The sequence below is a fragment of the Paraburkholderia sp. GAS448 genome (assembly GCF_050435685.1).
Classification (GTDB): domain Bacteria; phylum Pseudomonadota; class Gammaproteobacteria; order Burkholderiales; family Burkholderiaceae; genus Paraburkholderia.
Map to the genome: position 1 here is coordinate 360,126 of NZ_JBNDKT010000002.1, position 14,565 is coordinate 374,690.

Sequence of the window (14,565 nt, forward strand, 5' to 3'; positions counted from 1 at the left end):
GGAGCGGGACATCCATGACACGCAGCTACTCGAACTGGTTCGTCCGCGCGCGGCTCAAGACCCGACAGCTGTTACTGCTCGCCGCAATGGAGGAAGAGGGTAACGTCCGGCGCGCCGCCGACGTGCTCGGCATGACGCAGCCCGCGGCGTCCCGATTGCTGAAGGAACTGGAGGACATGCTGGGCGTGAGTCTCTTCGACCGGACGCCGCACGGCATGCACGCCACCCTGTACGGCGAGGTGATGATTCGCCACGCGCGGATGGTGCTGTCAAACCTGAGTCACGCGCATGATGAAATATCGGCATTGCGGGCCGGACTCGCCGGGCAGGTGCGTATCGGCGTGATCGCGACGGCAGCCGCGACAATGGCGCCGCGCGCGATAGCCAGCGTGAAGGCGCGCTATCCGCAGTTGCAGATCTGGGTGCAGGTCGAAACATCGGATGTGATGCTGCCGCGTGTGGCGGAGGGCGAACTGGATATCATGATCGGCCGGGTGCTCGAACGGCAGGACCAGTTAAAGACGGAGGTCCGCTACGAACCGCTCGCCGATGAGCCGTTATGTGTGGTCGCGCGGCCCGGCCATCCGCTCGAAGGCGAGGCGGGGCTGACGTTGCGCGGCATCGTCAACGCTAGCTGGGTGCTGCATCCGCCCGGCAGCGTGCTGCGGCACCGGTTCGATATGATCTTTTCGCAGATCGGACTGAATCCGCCGCAAAACGTGGTCAATACGAACAATTTTCTGGCGATCTCGAGCCTGCTTTTGCAGAGTGACATGTTGGCCGTGTTGCCTGACGAGGTCGCGCGACAGTACCAGCAATACGGCGTGCTGAAGCGCCTGCCGATCGACTTGCCGTGCAGGATGGACGCATTCGGTATCATCACGCGCCAGTCGCATCTGCTTTCGCCGGCGGCGTCGGTGGTACTCGACGCGCTGCGCGAGGCCGCCGCCGAGGTGTACGGCACGCCGTTCGATGCCACCGCGGCGACCTGAAAATCGCTGCTTAACCCTTATTCTGAAAGGGCCGCCGAAGCGGCCCTTGATCCTGCATGGCTCTAAAATCGACGATTTACAAGGCGGAACTCCAGATCGCCAACATGGACCGGCACTACTATGCCGACCATCAGCTGACCATCGCGCGCCACCCGTCTGAAACCGACGAGCGGATGATGGTCCGCGTCGCCGCGTTCGCGCTCTTCGCGCACGAGCGGCTCGAATTCTGCAAGGGGCTGTCGGATACCGATGAGCCCGATCTCTGGCAAAAGGACCTGACCGGCGCCATCGAAACCTGGATCGACGTCGGTCAGCCGGACGAGCGACGCATCGCGAAGGCGAGCGGTCGCGCGAACGAGGTGATCGTGATTGCGTATGCGGGCCGAACCTCCGATATCTGGTGGCAGGGCGTGCGCAGCAAGGTCGAGCGTCTGCGGAATGTGACGGTTTGGTCGCTGGGCGAAGGCGTCGCCGAGGCCCTTGGCGGTCTCGCCGAACGGACGATGCGCCTGCAATGCACGGTGCAGGACGGCGCCGCGTGGCTCGGCAGCACCGAAGCCGATCCGGTGCCGATCGAGTGGACCGTGTTGAAGGCGCCGGCCAGCGTTTGAGCGCGTCACCGGCTCAGTGGCGCGCAGCGGAACCCAGCGGGGCTTGGCGCCCCAGCTACAGGGACGTCTCGCGCGCCGCTTCGGGTGGCCCTTTCAGTTCGACCATATTGCCTTCCGGGTCGAACAGATACAGCGAAGGGCCATAGCCGTCCGCACCGTATCGCAATGCCGGCTCGCCAGGCCGCGCCCCGTGGGCGGTGAGATGCGCCTTGAGCGCGTCGGCGTCGAACGGCTCGATGCGCAGGCACAGATGATCCATATTGCATCCCGCGCCCGGCGCGCCGCTCTCCGGACGATCGATCTTCCCGCCGACCTTCAGCAGGTCGATCAGCGAGCGCCCGGCGCGTAACTGGGTGAGTCCGAGATCCGCCTGTTCCTTCTCCACGCTGCAGCCAAGCACATCGCGGTAAAAGCGGGTCATCGCATCGAGATCGGCGGTCCTGATCACGACGTGGTCGATCTCACGAATGTGAAACTTCATGGAAAAGCCTCCTTCGTCCGGTTCTTCATGCCGTTGGCGGGCAGTCTACGAGTGTAGGAGGAAGACGAGGCGGGCGCTAATGCCGCTGGATGGCTCGGGCGGATGACTGCATGCTGGTTGTCTGCCGATTTCCAGCCGTTGTCCGAGGTGCTGTATGCGAGGTTGTCCGGTAAGCAGGCGAAAAAAAGCCCGCTCACAGGGAGCGGGCTGAATCCATATCAGGAGGAGACATGGAGGAGACAGGAACAACTATACACAACGGGTTGGTGCGACGCAATAACTTTTTAAGGGAAAACCCGAGGCGATGGCGATTTGTCGCACTCTCCTGGGATTCGACCCCAGCAATTGCCGGCTAACCCGGGCGGCCCAATGACAGAGCAAGAACCGGAGCGTACTGTAAGGTTCTGCGGACTACATTAGGACCATCGAAACCGTCCTGTCGAGAACGCCATGAACGCCACACAACCCACCTGGTCCACGGACGCCGAGCGCTGGACCGCCCTCACCGAACGCGACGCCCAGGCTGACGGCGTGTTCTTTTACGCCGTCCGCACGACAGGGGTGTTTTGCCGGCCGTCGTGCGCATCGCGCCCGCCGCGCCGTGAAAACGTCGAATTTTTCGTTACCGCAGACGAAGCGCGCGCCGCGGGTTATCGCGACTGCAAACGCTGCCAGCCCGGCGGCCTCCCGCGCGAGCTCGACATCGTGAACCGCGCCTGCGCGGCACTCGATGCCGACCCTCAGCAACGTCTCACGCTCGCCCAGCTGAGCGAAGCAGTGCACGTCAGCCCGTTTCATCTGCAGAGACTGTTCAAGCGCGTAACGGGCGTGTCGCCGCGCGAGTATCAGGCCGCGCAGCGTGGCGCGGCGCTGCGCGACGCCCTGCAGCGCGGCACCGACGTCACCCGCGCAACCGTTGACGCGGGCTTCAGTTCGCCATCACGGATGTACGACAACGCGCCAGCCGAACTGGGTATGAAGCCGTCGGCCTACCGCCGCAAGGGCGAGGGGCTCACCGTACGCTACGCCAGCGCGTCGACGTCGCTTGGCTTCGTGCTCATCGCGGCGACGGACAAGGGCATCTGCAAGATCGCCTTCGGTGATGAGGTCGCCGGGCTGGTCGACGACCTGCGCGGCGAATTCGCGAATGCCGAACTGATCGACGATCCGCTGGAGCTCGCGCCGTTCGTCCGGCAGATCGACGCCTATCTGCACGGTACACGCCAGCATTTCGACCTGCCGCTCGATATCGCCGCCACCGCCTTCAAACTGCGGGTCTGGGACGCCTTGCGGCGCATTCCCTACGGCGAGACGCGCAGCTATTCCGATATCGCCGAAACCGTCGGTTCACCGCGCGCGGTACGTGCTGTCGCCAGCGCCTGCGCGACCAATCCGCTAGCGCTCGCGATTCCGTGTCACCGTGTCGTGCAGAAGGGCGGTGCGCTCGCGGGCTACCGCTGGGGCCTGCCGCGCAAGGCAGCGCTGCTCGACACTGAAGCTCGCCACACGGGCGCTGCAGCCACTGCGCCTGCAGAAACCAACGATCTGGATCACGTCGCTTGAGCACCCTTACGCCCATTCCGTCCGCAACGTCCGTCGCTTCTCTCGAACTGTCGTTCAAACCGCCTTTCGACTGGCCGCGCATCCTGCGTTTCTTCGCGGGACGCGCGACACCGGGCGTCGAAGCGGTCGAAGACAGCGCGTACCGTCGCGCAATCGTGTGGGCCGGCGACAGCGGCACGCTGACCGTCCGTCTGCATCCGAAGAAGCGCTGCATCGTCGCCACGCTCGAAGGTGAGGTCGGCCGGCATGCCGAGGCGCTCGCCGCGCCCATCGCGCGCATGTTCGACCTGCACGCCGATCCAGCGGCGATCCGCTCGCACTTCGCCAGCGACCCGTGGCTTGCGCCGCTCGTCGAAGCCGCGCCGGGTCTGCGCGTGCCGGGCGCCTGGTCCGGCTTCGAACTGGTAGTCCGGGCAATCGTCGGCCAGCAGGTCAGCGTGAAGGCGGCCACCACGATCATCGGCCGGCTCGTGCAGCGCGCCGGACAGCGCATCGAAGGCCATGCGCACGAGCGCACCGCCTGGCGCTTTCCGACGCCGGCGGCACTGGCTGCCGTCGATCTGGCGCAGATCGGCATGCCTGGCAAACGGGTGGCCGCGTTGCAGGGCTTTGCGCAGGCGGTGGCCTCGGGCGCGGTGCCCATCGACCGCGCCCATGACGCCGATATCGACGCGATGGCATTGCGTGCCGCGCTGCTCGCGTTGCCCGGCATCGGGCCGTGGACGGTCGAATACGTCGCGATGCGCGCATGGCGCGATGCCGATGCGTGGCCGGCGTGGGACCTGGTGCTGATGCAGTCGATTGCCGCGCGCGACCCGGCGCTCGTCCGTCCAACCCAGCAACGCACACGCACGGACACATGGCGGCCATGGCGCGCGTATGCCGCCATGCACCTGTGGAATGAGGTCGCGGACCGCGCGGGAGGGGCGCGCGGCGGTTGACGGGCGTCGTGAAAACGGCGCTCCCAGGGTAGTCCCGGAGACGCGGAATCGGCCGCCGAAGCGGCCTCAAGCAGGGGTTGTGGCGAGATGTTAAAGTGCCCGCTACTGAAAATTCCGCCGATCGTTGTCGGCCGCACAAAGCGCCGATAGCGCACGACCTGCATCAATGCCCAACACGACACCTCTCCGCACGACCGACGCCTTTTCGCACCGCCTGTCCGTGCTGACATCCGGCCCGCAGCGCGACGCGCTGACGGCCGGTCTGCGCGGCATCGAAAAGGAAAGCCTGCGTGTGACGCACGATGGCCAGCTCGCGACGACGCCGCATCCGCGCGCGCTGGGCTCCGCCCTGACGCACCCGTCGCTGACCACCGACTATTCGGAAGCGTTGCTCGAACTGATCACGCCGGCCGAACACGACGTCTCCATCACGCTGGAAAAACTCGATGAGCTGCATCGTTTCGTCTACGCAGAACTCGGCGACGAGATTCTCTGGAACAACTCGATGCCAGGCCTCTTGCCCGCCGACGACGAGATCCCGATCGCGCACTACGGCACGTCCAACATCGGCAAGCTGAAGTATGTGTACCGCGCCGGTCTGGCGCTGCGCTATGGGCGCACGATGCAATGCATCGCGGGCATTCACTACAACTATTCGCTGAACGAAGAAGTGTGGCGCGTGCTTCACGCGGATCAGCAGTCCACGGCGAGCCCCGTCGATTTCCAGTCGGAACGCTACCTTGCACTGATCCGCAATTTCCGCCGCACGAACTGGCTGTTGATGTACCTGTTCGGCGCATCGCCGGCACTCGATCGCCGCTTCCTGCGCGACCGTGCACATACGCTCGAAACCTTCGACGCCGACACGTTCTATCGTCCGCACGCGACGAGCCTGCGGATGAGCGATCTCGGCTATTCGAACACCACTGCGCAGGCCGCGCTGCATGCCGACTACGACACGCTGCCGGGCTACCTCGATGCACTCGCAAAAGCGGTCAGCCAGCCCTATCCGCCGTACGAGGCGATCGGCACGCTGCGCGACGGCGAGTGGGTGCAGATCAACACCAACGTGCTGCAGATCGAAAACGAGTTCTATTCGACGATCCGGCCAAAGCGGATCACTTATCCTGGCGAGCGTCCGCTGCATGCACTCGCCGCGCGCGGTGTGCAGTACGTCGAAGTGCGCTGCATGGATATCGATCCGTTTGAGCCGATCGGAATCTCGCTCGAAACGTCGCGCTTTCTCGATGCCTATCTGCTGGTCTGCGCGCTCGACGACAGCGCATTGCTGCCGCCGGCTGCCTATGCCGAAGCCAACGCTAACTTTGGCCGCGTCACGATGGAAGGGCGCAAGCCGGGTCTGGAACTCACGCGCGAGGGACGCGACATCCCCATGCTCGACTGGGCCCACGAACTCTTCACGAAGATCGACAGCGCCGCGGCAACACTCGACGCATTGCACGGCGACGACTCGCACGCTCGTGCCGTCGCGACGCAACGCGCAAAGCTCGCCGATGTATCGTTGACGCCGTCGGCACGCGTACTGGAGACAATGCGCGACAGGCAGCAGAGCTTCCTGCAATTCGGCCTCGAGCAGAGCGAAGCGCATGCCGCTCATTTCCGCTCGCGTCCGCTGGCCGTCGACGAACAGCAGGCGTTCGCTGAGCTTGCGGCAAAGTCGCTCGAAGAGCAGGCGAGGCTCGAGCGCGATGAAGTCGGCTCGTTCGATGCATTCGTCGCTGCCTATCGCGCGTACACGTTGAATCGCTTCAGCGTGTGATCCTGCAGGCAATCGTTGTACGAAAGAGGGCAGCGTGATGCTGCCTTTTTCATTTCGGCATGGCGCGCCATCCTTCATTGGCACGGTCACCGCTACGCGATCAGCAACTGCCACACGCCGTCGATCGGCAAAATCTCCGCGACGTGATGTAGATCAAAAGTGTGCATGAAACGTCGTCGGCCTTGATCGGTCAAACTTTCATGACATACGATCGGGCCGCGATGAAATGGACCCGACGCGCAACCATGGCAGGGAGCGACGCGATGAAAAAAGGTCTGTTGGCTGTGCTATGCGTGCTGGCCGCGGGGTGCTCGACACGCGGCCAGGTTGACCCCGACACGATGCAGATCGCGACCGCACCGCTTACCTGCGCGAACAAGGCCCAATGCGATCTGTGGTGGAAGCGCGCGCAGGCGTGGGTCACACAGGTTTCAACCTATGAGGTTCAAACCGTCAGCGATACGCTGATCCAGACCGCCGGGCCCGATGGCGGCAAACGCGCGCTGGCGTACCAGATCACGCTGACACCCAATAGCGACGGCACCGCAACGATCGGCTTCGCCGCGCACTGCGATAGTTCGCTCGGCTGCAAACCGAATCCATGGCAAGCGGGAGCCGATTTCAAGCAGTTCGTGAGAGGCACTACGGCGGGTGTTACACCGCAGTCACCGGTGTCCGCTCCTTCTGCAGCGAACCCCAGTGATACAGCGGGCGCTCAATCGGCCCGTCCGTCGTCGACAGGCGAGCCTCTCTCCCAGTAGCCGGCGCTTCGCCGCCGCCCCGCAACCGCACGCGGCGGCGAACGAGGCTAGTGCCCCATGGACGGACCGCCGACTTTGCGCGGCTTCGTGATCCAGACAAGGCCCGCCAGCACAAGAAACGCGAGGCAGGAAATCCGGAAGAAGTCGTTGGTCGCCATCATGTAGGCCTGCTGCGTGACGATCTCGTTCAGTTGCGCCGTTGCCCCTGAACCGGACATGCCGAGACTCGTCAGGGCATCACGATATGCAGTCGTGTTCTGCGAATAAGCGTTCACCGATTCCGCCAGCACCGCGTGGTGATAGATCGTGTCGTTCTCCCAAAACGTCGTGCTGATCGCCGTGCCGATTGCCCCCGACAGTGTCCGCAGAAAGTTCGACAGGCCTGACGCGCTCGCGAGCCGCTCGTCCGGGACGCTTGAAAGCGTGATGGTCGTCATCGGCACGAAGAAGCATGCGACGCCGATCCCCTGCACCAGCCGCGGCCAGATCACGTGATTGAAGGGTACGTCGAGCGTGAAGCTCGAGTTCCAGAACGACACGAACGCGAATACCAGAAACGCGCAACTTGCGACCATCCGCAGGTTGAGCCGATGCATGTTGCGGCCGATCAACGGCGAGAGCACCAGCGCGAGCAGCCCGACCGGCGCGGTCGCGAGGCCGGCGATCCCAGGCGTGTAGCCCATCACGGTCTGCAGCCACAGCGGAAAGATCACCACCGAGCCGAAAAACGCCATGAAGCCGAACGAGATGATCAGCGCGCCGAGCGCGAAGTTGCGGTCCTTGAAGAGCGACAGGTCGACGACCGGTTCCTTCTCCGTCATTTCCCAGACGAGCATGAACGCTATTGACACCACCGCAATGATCGCCAGCACGACGATGAACGTCGAGTTGAACCAGTCGCGGTCCTTGCCGAGGTCGAGCACCATCTGCAGACACGACACGCCGATCACGAGCAACGCAAGACCGACTGCGTCGATACGCTGCTTCGTGGTCTTCGTTTCGCGGCCACGCAGCAGCAGGAACGCACAGGTCGCCGAAAAGAGGCCGATCGGCACATTGATGTAGAAGATCCACGGCCAGGTGAAGTTGTCGGTGATCCAGCCACCCATCACAGGCCCGAAGATCGGTGCGCAGATCACCGTCATCGCCCACAGGCCGAGCGCGAGGCCGCGCTTTTCCGGCGGGTATGAGCGCATCAGGATCGTCTGCGAAAGCGGCACCATCGGACCGGAGACGAGCCCCTGAAGCAGCCGGAAAGCGATCAGCGATTCGAAGTTCTGCGCGAAGCCGCACAGCGCCGATGCGACCGTAAAGAGCAGCACCGACAGCGTAAAGAGCCGCACCTCGCCGACCCGCCGCGCCAGCCAGCCGGTCAGCGGCACGGCTATCGCCGACGCCACCGAATACGACGAAATCACCCAGGTGCCTTCGCTCGTCGCGACACCGAGGCTGCCGGAAATAGTCGGCACCGCGACGTTCGCGATCGACGTATCGAGCACTTCCATGAAGGTGCCGAGCGCAAGACCCACGGTGAGCAGCGCCAGCGTACCGCCGGCGAGCGGCGCCGGGGCAGCGGGTGGGGCGGAGGCGTCGGCAGTTGTCATCGCTGTCATGTATCGATCTCCTTGTCGCGCAGAAAGCTTGCCGCGGCATGCTTGTCAGCCCGTCAAACCCACTCTGACGATGCATCTTGCATGCTACGACACCTTCTGCCCAGACAGATAAATGCCTGTGTTGCGGCGCCCAAGGAGCGCCGTGTATCTATTCGTTCTTGTCTGCGGCCGATGAACCGGCGAGTGGCGCGGGTAGCGCAACTTCGCCGCATCCTGAGTCACCGGCCGGGCCGTTCGCAATGAAGCGGGCAAGCAAATCGATCAGCGTTGCGAGGTCCGCGTCGGAAAAACCGCGCAGCTGTTCGTTCAGCACCGTGGCGCCGATACCCGGCAACACTTTCGCGGCGTCCGTGCCTTGTGGCGTCAGCTGGAGCTCGACCATGCGGCGGTCGGCATCGCTACGGCTTCGTACGATAAAACCCTTTTTTTCCAGCCGGTCGAGCATCCGCGTCATCGAACCGCTGTCGTACGACATGGCTCGCGACAGCTCATACGGCGTATGCGCCCGGCCGCATGACAGCAGGAGGATCACAGTAATTTGCGAAGACGTCAGCCCGAGGGGCTCGACCGCCTGATCCATCCGCTCGGCGAGTACATTGCGCGCTCTGGAGAGGTAATAGCCGAGACTCGCCTCGAGGCGGATCTCGTTGGGATCGTAAGGGCCATCGCTCATCGGAAATCGCCAGAAGGCATCGGGAGCCGTTGCCGAATTTTATCTGCCTGGGCAGGCAAGTCAATCTGGTTCTGCATCGGACCCCTCGACAAAAAACAACAGTCAATCAGACATGACGCGAAGTATCTTGAAATTTAATTGCATAGTCAATATTATGACAGGCAATGAGTTACGCGCGATCTGCGCTGTCACGAGACCATGTTCTGACCGATTGAACGGCAACGGCATCCGCCGGTGCCAAAAGGATTTCCGCGATGCTGTACCTGAAAAACACCCTCGGCGGCCTGGGCCGCTCCCTGACTGGCTCTGCGCTCCGCCCTTTCCAGGGACCGCATCGCTGGTGGAAGCTGGCGCTGTACGCGGCCATATTTGTCTTGCCGGGTGGGTCGATCGCGGTCTTGCTGTTCGCATGGGCTGGAAATCGTCGCGACGGCCGCTCCGCACGCGAACGCGCCGCTGTGCCGGTCGCATTGCTGACCTCCACGGCAACGGCCAAAGGCACGGCAGCCGTCATCTCCAGTTGCCAGAGTCGCGCCGATGCGCCGCCCTGCCGGGCCGCTGCGGGCAAGCAGGCTCGCCAGAGTTGCGACGCTCGCAGCTAGAAGCACAGTCGCCGCGCACGGCCGACGGTAACGCGACGTAACCGTCCCGACACCGTCGGTAACACACCTTCCGCATCCATCGCATTACCCTTTCAGTTTTCCGTATCGCGCGCATTGCGTGCGCTACCATCACGGGCATCGCGCACATTGCGTGACCGCCTGCACCGGCGGTTCGCAGCGATTCCGTCGCGCGAACGCTGGACCGAAAGGAATTCATTGCATGCTGTTTGAACACACCACGCGCCCGCTCGTGGCCGCGCCTCGTGCCCTCACGCTCGCCGCCGCTGCGGCGACGTTAGCAGTTGCACTTGCCGGTTGCGCGGTGGGCCCCGACTACAAGCGTCCGGCTGTCTCAGTCCCCGAGTCGTACAAGGAAGCGGCTGACGGCTGGAAAGTTGCGCAGCCAGCCGACCAGAACGATCGCGGCGCGTGGTGGACCATCTATAACGATCCCCAACTGAACGCGCTCCAGGACAAGCTCAACCAGTCGAACCAGACCGTTGCGCAGTTCGCCGCCGCTTACCGGCAGGCGCGCGCGCTCGTCGGCGAAGCACGTGCGGCGTATTTCCCGGTGATCAGCGCGGCTGCAAGCGAGACACGGCAGGGCTCGTCGTCGCACGTCAACTCGAGTTCGACGTCAGGCGCGAGTCCAAGCTCGATCGGCAATAGCTATAACCTCAACCTCGACGCCACCTGGGAGCCGGACCTGTGGGGCAAGGTGAGCCGCTCGGTCAGCTCCGGGCAGGCTGGCCAGCAAGGCGCTGCCGCGGATCTGGCCAACGCCCGTCTGTCCGCGCAGGCGACACTCGCGCAGACCTACTTTTCATTGCGCTCGCTGGACGCAACCCAGAAGCTGCTCGACGACACCGTCGAGGCCTACACCCGCTCGCTGCAACTCACAAAAAATCAGTACGCGCAGGGCACCGTCGCGCGCTCGGACGTGATCCAGGCGCAGACCCAGCTGCAATCCGCGCAGGCCGCGGCGATCGAGAACGGTGTCGCGCGCGCGCAGGACGAGCACGCCATTGCGGTACTGGTCGGCGAACCGGCTTCGACATTCTCGATTCCGCCGTCGCCGCTCGTTGCCACGCCGCCGGCTGTGCCCGCGCAGTTGCCCTCCGCGCTGCTCGAACGCCGGCCCGATATCGCGTCGGCGGAACGCAAGGCTGCGGCGGCAAACGAGCAGATCGGCGTGGCGATTGCGGCATTTTTTCCGACACTGACGCTGTCGGCCACGGGTGGTTTCGAAAGCTCGGTGCTCTCGCAGTTGCTGACGGCGCCGTCGCGCTTCTGGACGCTCGGTCCGCAACTCGCTGCCACGATCTTCGATGCCGGCCTGCGCAAGGCGCAGACCGACGCCGCCCGCGCGACCTACGACCAGGACGTCGCCGCCTACCGGCAAACCGTGCTGGCCGCGTTCCAGGATGTCGAGGACAACCTTGCGTCACTGCGCATCCTCGCGCAGGAAATCGTCGTGCAGCAGCAGGCCGTCGATTCGGCGCGTCAGGCGCGCGATATTGTCCTGAATCAGTACAAGGCCGGCACAGTCGGTTACGTCAACGTGCTGACGGCGCAGACTACCGCGTTCGTCGCGGAGCAGAAACTCGCGAACATCGCAGGGCAGCGCATGGTGTCGTCGGTGGGGCTTGTCAAGGCGCTTGGCGGCGGCTGGGATGCTTCGCAGATGGATCGCGAGACGGGTGACGTCGCCGCGCCGGCGCCCATACCGCAGACGGTCGCGCAGAAATCGGACTCCGCGCAGAAATAGCGATGGATCAGGAGGTGGTGCGGCAGTAACCGCCGCCCCTGATGCCTGACAATGTCATCGTCGCGAGCGTCGCGCCGCCGCTCAACGAATGAAGGTAAGCGCTACAGTGTCCGGCCCAGTGCGCCGGCCGAGCAGATTCAACAGTCCCGCAAGATTGTCGTGTTGTTCCGGCGCGGCGCTCGCCGTGCCCTGAAACGACGTCCCCGCCTGCTGCACGATGCCGTGACCGTCGAGCATCAGCGGTCCCTTCAGCGTCGACAGATCGACCGTCGATCTCATGCCCTCCGCCTGAAGCACCACCTGATACGACCCGAGCGGCTTGACCAGCGACACGCGCGAACTCATGTCGTTCAGCGTGACGGTGAGCCTGCCGAACGCTTCCTTGTCAAACATGCGCAGATCGGTCCATGCAAGGCGCACGTCACCCTGCAGATCGAGCGTATTGAACGGAGCGCCGAGACCAGCAAGCAAGGACGCCGGCACGGCGATGCCGCCGCCTGTGATGGTCGCGCCTCGTGCGGCAGCATCGACGGTAACAGCGTCCGGCATCGCGTCGGTCTGACGCATCTGCATACGCACGCGGCCCGTGAAAAGCGGCCAGAACGCAGTGCGCCATTCGATTCGGCCCGGCAGCAGCGTCGCACCGGACGGATCGTCACCTGCGGCGAGCATCAACGTCGCCGAGCCGTTCCACAACGAACCGTCCGGATCGACGAGATTCACGTGACCGTGCGTGGCCTTCGCGAATTGCGGTGTGATCCACGCGGCAGGCAGCATCACGAGCAGCACCGTGCCGCTCGACAATACGGCGACGAGCGCCCACGGCAGCGCAGCGCCCAAAAGGCGGATCCAGAAAATCATGCGGTTTCGTGCCGAGGCGCGTTCATCGGGCCGTGGACGGCTGCAAAGATGCCGTCAGATCGACCTGGCCGTCGTCCTTCAGCGCGCTCACGTGCGCCTCGACGACCTGCACCTTGAATTGCCGCCGGGCGTCGTCGAGCCAGGCGGTCCACGCCGGAAACGACGCATTCTTCATCTGGATCTGCACCGCATTGCCAAGCACCTGCACCTGCGTCGCGGCAAGGCCGTGATCGGTCAGCGAGGCGGTCAGTGCGTCTTTTAGCGCACCGCCCGTGGGCGCCACACCCTGCGTCACTGCGGACAGCGCACGCGCCTCGTTCGCCTGCGCGGTCATCTGCGCGAGCTGGCGCTGCAGGGCGGGCAGCGTATCGCGCAGACGCGCACGGCCTTCCTGCGCCGGTGCCCACAGCACCGACCATGCGACTACCACAGCCACCGCCGCGCCGCCCCACGTCAGCAGCGTCTTTTCGCGCGTCGTGCGCGCGTCCCAGAATCCGGCCCAGGTCTGTCCCAGTGCTGTTTTCATTGTCCGTTCCTGATCGTCCACTTGCCGGTATTGCTGTCGATCGCGCCGTTCAGGCCATTGCGCGCAAGGCGCCGGCCCAGATCAGGATCGACCTTCACTTCGGGCTTGAAGGTCACTTCGAGGCGCCGGTCGTGATAGTCCAGTGCCGCGAGCCCGTTCACCGGAATCGGACCCAGCGAACGCGCGAGCCCGTCCGCCAGCGACAGGAAATCGCCCGGCGACAGTTCACCCGCCGCTACGCGCAGTTGCTGAAGCTGGCGCGACATCTGGTCGGGGGCATCGAGCACGACGGTGGTTTTCGGAAAGGCGTTGAGCAGCAACTCGGTCATCTGCGTCGTGATGGCATCGCGCTGGCGCGCAAGCATCAGCCACTGCAGGTTCGCACCGACTATCGCCACCACGAGCGAGGCAATCGCCAGCAGCAGCGGTACACGCAGACGCCGCAGCGTCGCGCGGTCGAGGCGCCATGGCTGGGAGGCAAACTCGAACTGGCACAGATCGAAGCGGCATTCGAGCGCGCGGCGCGCCAGCGTCTCGAACGGCAACGGCTGCGCGCCGCCCAGATGCGCCTCTATATTTGACGCGAGGCGCGGCTCGTTGCCGGGCACCTCCGTGAGCGAATAAAGCGTAGTGGGAGCGGCGCCCGCCAGCGCGGCAAGAGTCGCACGAACGCTGGCCGCCGGCACGGCGAGCCCTTCGCCCAGCGCGCCGCGCACGATCGCAAGTTCGACGCTGGGCGCGGCGGTTTCCATCGCGGCATCGATGAGCAGCGCCGGGGCCGTCGATACCACGGTGCCGAGCACGGCGGCAACGACGGGCGCAACCGGTGTGTCCACCAAGCCTGCACCCGCCACTGCTGTCGCCAGCAGGTCGGCACCGGCATCCGCCGTGGCGGTGATCGCCTCAGCGGGGAGTGTCGCGCCGGCCGCTGCTTCCGGCAGACAGCGCGTAACCGGCACCGCGCTTATGTTGCGATGGCCGGCTGCATGAAAGCCTTCCAGGATGAACCTGAACCAGCCACGATCGATCACGGCGAGCACCTGCCGCCGCCCGGCGAGCGGTAGCGGATCGAGCGCGATGTGACAGGTCTGCGGATCCTGGATCAGCTGATCCTCGACGACGTTCGGCAGCGCCTGGCGCAACCGCGGGCCTTTGAGCGGCGGCACGGCGGCGGCGATCATCAGCAGATCGCGCGCGGCAACCATCAGCACGGTCGACGACGCGCGCGGCAGCAGCGGCAACGCCGAGCGACCGGCGCGTTGCGTGCGGCCCGCCTTGTCGAGCAACAGGAACGGCATTTCCGGCAACTGCCATTCCTGCGAAGGCACCACCGGGTCACGCGGCGGCAGAAGGACGATCAGGGTGCTCAAAGGCCACTCTCTCCGGGAAGGAC

At 64.7% G+C, this 14,565-nt stretch carries 14 protein-coding genes; 8 read left to right on the top strand and 6 right to left on the bottom strand.

Annotated features, from left to right (window positions below; translation table 11 throughout):
* Positions 1-14 precede the first annotated feature (14 nt).
* Positions 15-992, top strand: coding sequence for a LysR family transcriptional regulator (locus P3T23_RS05240; RefSeq protein WP_429315120.1), 978 nt, complete (start codon positions 15-17; stop codon positions 990-992).
* Between the two features lie 56 nt (positions 993-1,048).
* The gene (locus tag P3T23_RS05245; RefSeq protein WP_429315121.1) at positions 1,049-1,603 is read left to right on the top strand and encodes a YaeQ family protein; all 555 of its coding nucleotides are present in this window, start codon (positions 1,049-1,051) and stop codon (positions 1,601-1,603) included.
* A 55-nt stretch (positions 1,604-1,658) separates the two neighbouring features.
* On the opposite strand, the gene P3T23_RS05250 is transcribed toward P3T23_RS05245, so the two are convergent.
* Complete coding sequence (locus tag P3T23_RS05250) at positions 1,659-2,084, bottom strand: VOC family protein (protein ID WP_429315122.1); 426 nt, start codon at positions 2,082-2,084, stop codon at positions 1,659-1,661.
* A 450-nt stretch (positions 2,085-2,534) separates the two neighbouring features.
* Between P3T23_RS05250 and ada the strand changes: the two genes are divergently transcribed.
* The 4 genes from ada to P3T23_RS05270 all read left to right on the top strand — a co-directional run bounded on the left by ada (position 2,535) and on the right by P3T23_RS05270 (position 7,129).
* Entirely contained in the window at positions 2,535-3,647 is a 1,113-nt protein-coding gene (gene ada, locus P3T23_RS05255) for a bifunctional DNA-binding transcriptional regulator/O6-methylguanine-DNA methyltransferase Ada (RefSeq protein WP_429315123.1), read from the top strand.
* A complete protein-coding gene (locus P3T23_RS05260; RefSeq protein ID WP_429315124.1) occupies positions 3,644-4,588 on the top strand; it encodes a DNA-3-methyladenine glycosylase family protein in 945 nt (314 codons plus the stop codon). The genes ada and P3T23_RS05260 overlap by 4 nt, the downstream gene beginning before the upstream one ends.
* Before the next feature lie 166 nt (positions 4,589-4,754).
* A complete protein-coding gene (gshA, locus tag P3T23_RS05265) occupies positions 4,755-6,368 on the top strand; it encodes a glutamate--cysteine ligase (protein ID WP_429315125.1) in 1,614 nt (537 codons plus the stop codon).
* Positions 6,369-6,631: 263 nt separating this feature from the next.
* Positions 6,632-7,129: a hypothetical protein gene (locus P3T23_RS05270; protein WP_429315126.1), complete on the top strand. Its 498-nt coding sequence runs from the start codon at positions 6,632-6,634 to the stop codon at positions 7,127-7,129.
* 47 nt (positions 7,130-7,176) lie between these two features.
* On the opposite strand, the gene P3T23_RS05275 is transcribed toward P3T23_RS05270, so the two are convergent.
* Both P3T23_RS05275 and P3T23_RS05280 read right to left on the bottom strand, forming a co-directional pair.
* Positions 7,177-8,742, bottom strand: a complete 1,566-nt coding sequence (locus tag P3T23_RS05275; RefSeq protein ID WP_429315127.1) for a DHA2 family efflux MFS transporter permease subunit — start codon at positions 8,740-8,742, stop codon at positions 7,177-7,179.
* Positions 8,743-8,890: 148 nt separating this feature from the next.
* Positions 8,891-9,415 carry a MarR family winged helix-turn-helix transcriptional regulator gene (locus P3T23_RS05280; RefSeq protein WP_429315128.1) on the bottom strand — a complete coding sequence of 175 codons (525 nt, stop codon included), beginning with the start codon at positions 9,413-9,415 and terminating at the stop codon, positions 8,891-8,893.
* Between the two features lie 254 nt (positions 9,416-9,669).
* On the opposite strand from P3T23_RS05280, the gene P3T23_RS05285 reads away from it, so the two are divergent.
* Positions 9,670-10,017: a hypothetical protein gene (locus tag P3T23_RS05285; RefSeq protein WP_429315129.1), complete on the top strand. Its 348-nt coding sequence runs from the start codon at positions 9,670-9,672 to the stop codon at positions 10,015-10,017.
* A gap of 220 nt (positions 10,018-10,237) precedes the next feature.
* On the top strand, positions 10,238-11,785 hold the full coding sequence (locus tag P3T23_RS05290) for an efflux transporter outer membrane subunit (protein ID WP_429315130.1): 1,548 nt from the start codon (positions 10,238-10,240) through the stop codon (positions 11,783-11,785).
* Between the two features lie 81 nt (positions 11,786-11,866).
* Here the strand turns inward: P3T23_RS05290 and P3T23_RS05295 are convergent, their stop codons facing one another.
* The 3 genes from P3T23_RS05295 to gspL are packed head-to-tail and all read right to left on the bottom strand — an operon-like array spanning position 11,867 to position 14,542.
* Positions 11,867-12,646 carry a type II secretion system protein N gene (locus P3T23_RS05295; RefSeq protein WP_429315131.1) on the bottom strand — a complete coding sequence of 260 codons (780 nt, stop codon included), beginning with the start codon at positions 12,644-12,646 and terminating at the stop codon, positions 11,867-11,869.
* Between the two features lie 22 nt (positions 12,647-12,668).
* Positions 12,669-13,172, bottom strand: a complete 504-nt coding sequence (locus tag P3T23_RS05300) for a type II secretion system protein M (protein WP_429315132.1) — start codon at positions 13,170-13,172, stop codon at positions 12,669-12,671.
* Positions 13,169-14,542 carry a type II secretion system protein GspL gene (gene gspL / locus P3T23_RS05305; protein WP_429315133.1) on the bottom strand — a complete coding sequence of 458 codons (1,374 nt, stop codon included), beginning with the start codon at positions 14,540-14,542 and terminating at the stop codon, positions 13,169-13,171. Before gspL ends, P3T23_RS05300 begins: the two co-directional genes overlap by 4 nt.
* Positions 14,543-14,565: the final 23 nt, after the last annotated feature.

Bases quoted from the DNA above. Each gene is read 5' to 3' on its own strand.
- P3T23_RS05270 (WP_429315126.1), top strand. From the start codon at position 6,632: ATGAAAAAAGGTCTGTTGGCTGTGCTATGCGTGCTGGCCGCGGGGTGC.
- P3T23_RS05250 (WP_429315122.1), bottom strand. From the start codon at position 2,084: ATGAAGTTTCACATTCGTGAGATCGACCACGTCGTGATCAGGACCGCC.
- P3T23_RS05275 (WP_429315127.1), bottom strand. From the start codon at position 8,742: ATGACAGCGATGACAACTGCCGACGCCTCCGCCCCACCCGCTGCCCCG.
- P3T23_RS05300 (WP_429315132.1), bottom strand. From the start codon at position 13,172: ATGAAAACAGCACTGGGACAGACCTGGGCCGGATTCTGGGACGCGCGC.
- P3T23_RS05290 (WP_429315130.1), top strand. From the start codon at position 10,238: ATGCTGTTTGAACACACCACGCGCCCGCTCGTGGCCGCGCCTCGTGCC.
- P3T23_RS05280 (WP_429315128.1), bottom strand. From the start codon at position 9,415: ATGAGCGATGGCCCTTACGATCCCAACGAGATCCGCCTCGAGGCGAGT.
- gshA (WP_429315125.1), top strand. From the start codon at position 4,755: ATGCCCAACACGACACCTCTCCGCACGACCGACGCCTTTTCGCACCGC.
- ada (WP_429315123.1), top strand. From the start codon at position 2,535: ATGAACGCCACACAACCCACCTGGTCCACGGACGCCGAGCGCTGGACC.
- P3T23_RS05240 (WP_429315120.1), top strand. From the start codon at position 15: ATGACACGCAGCTACTCGAACTGGTTCGTCCGCGCGCGGCTCAAGACC.
- P3T23_RS05245 (WP_429315121.1), top strand. From the start codon at position 1,049: ATGGCTCTAAAATCGACGATTTACAAGGCGGAACTCCAGATCGCCAAC.
- P3T23_RS05285 (WP_429315129.1), top strand. From the start codon at position 9,670: ATGCTGTACCTGAAAAACACCCTCGGCGGCCTGGGCCGCTCCCTGACT.
- P3T23_RS05295 (WP_429315131.1), bottom strand. From the start codon at position 12,646: ATGATTTTCTGGATCCGCCTTTTGGGCGCTGCGCTGCCGTGGGCGCTC.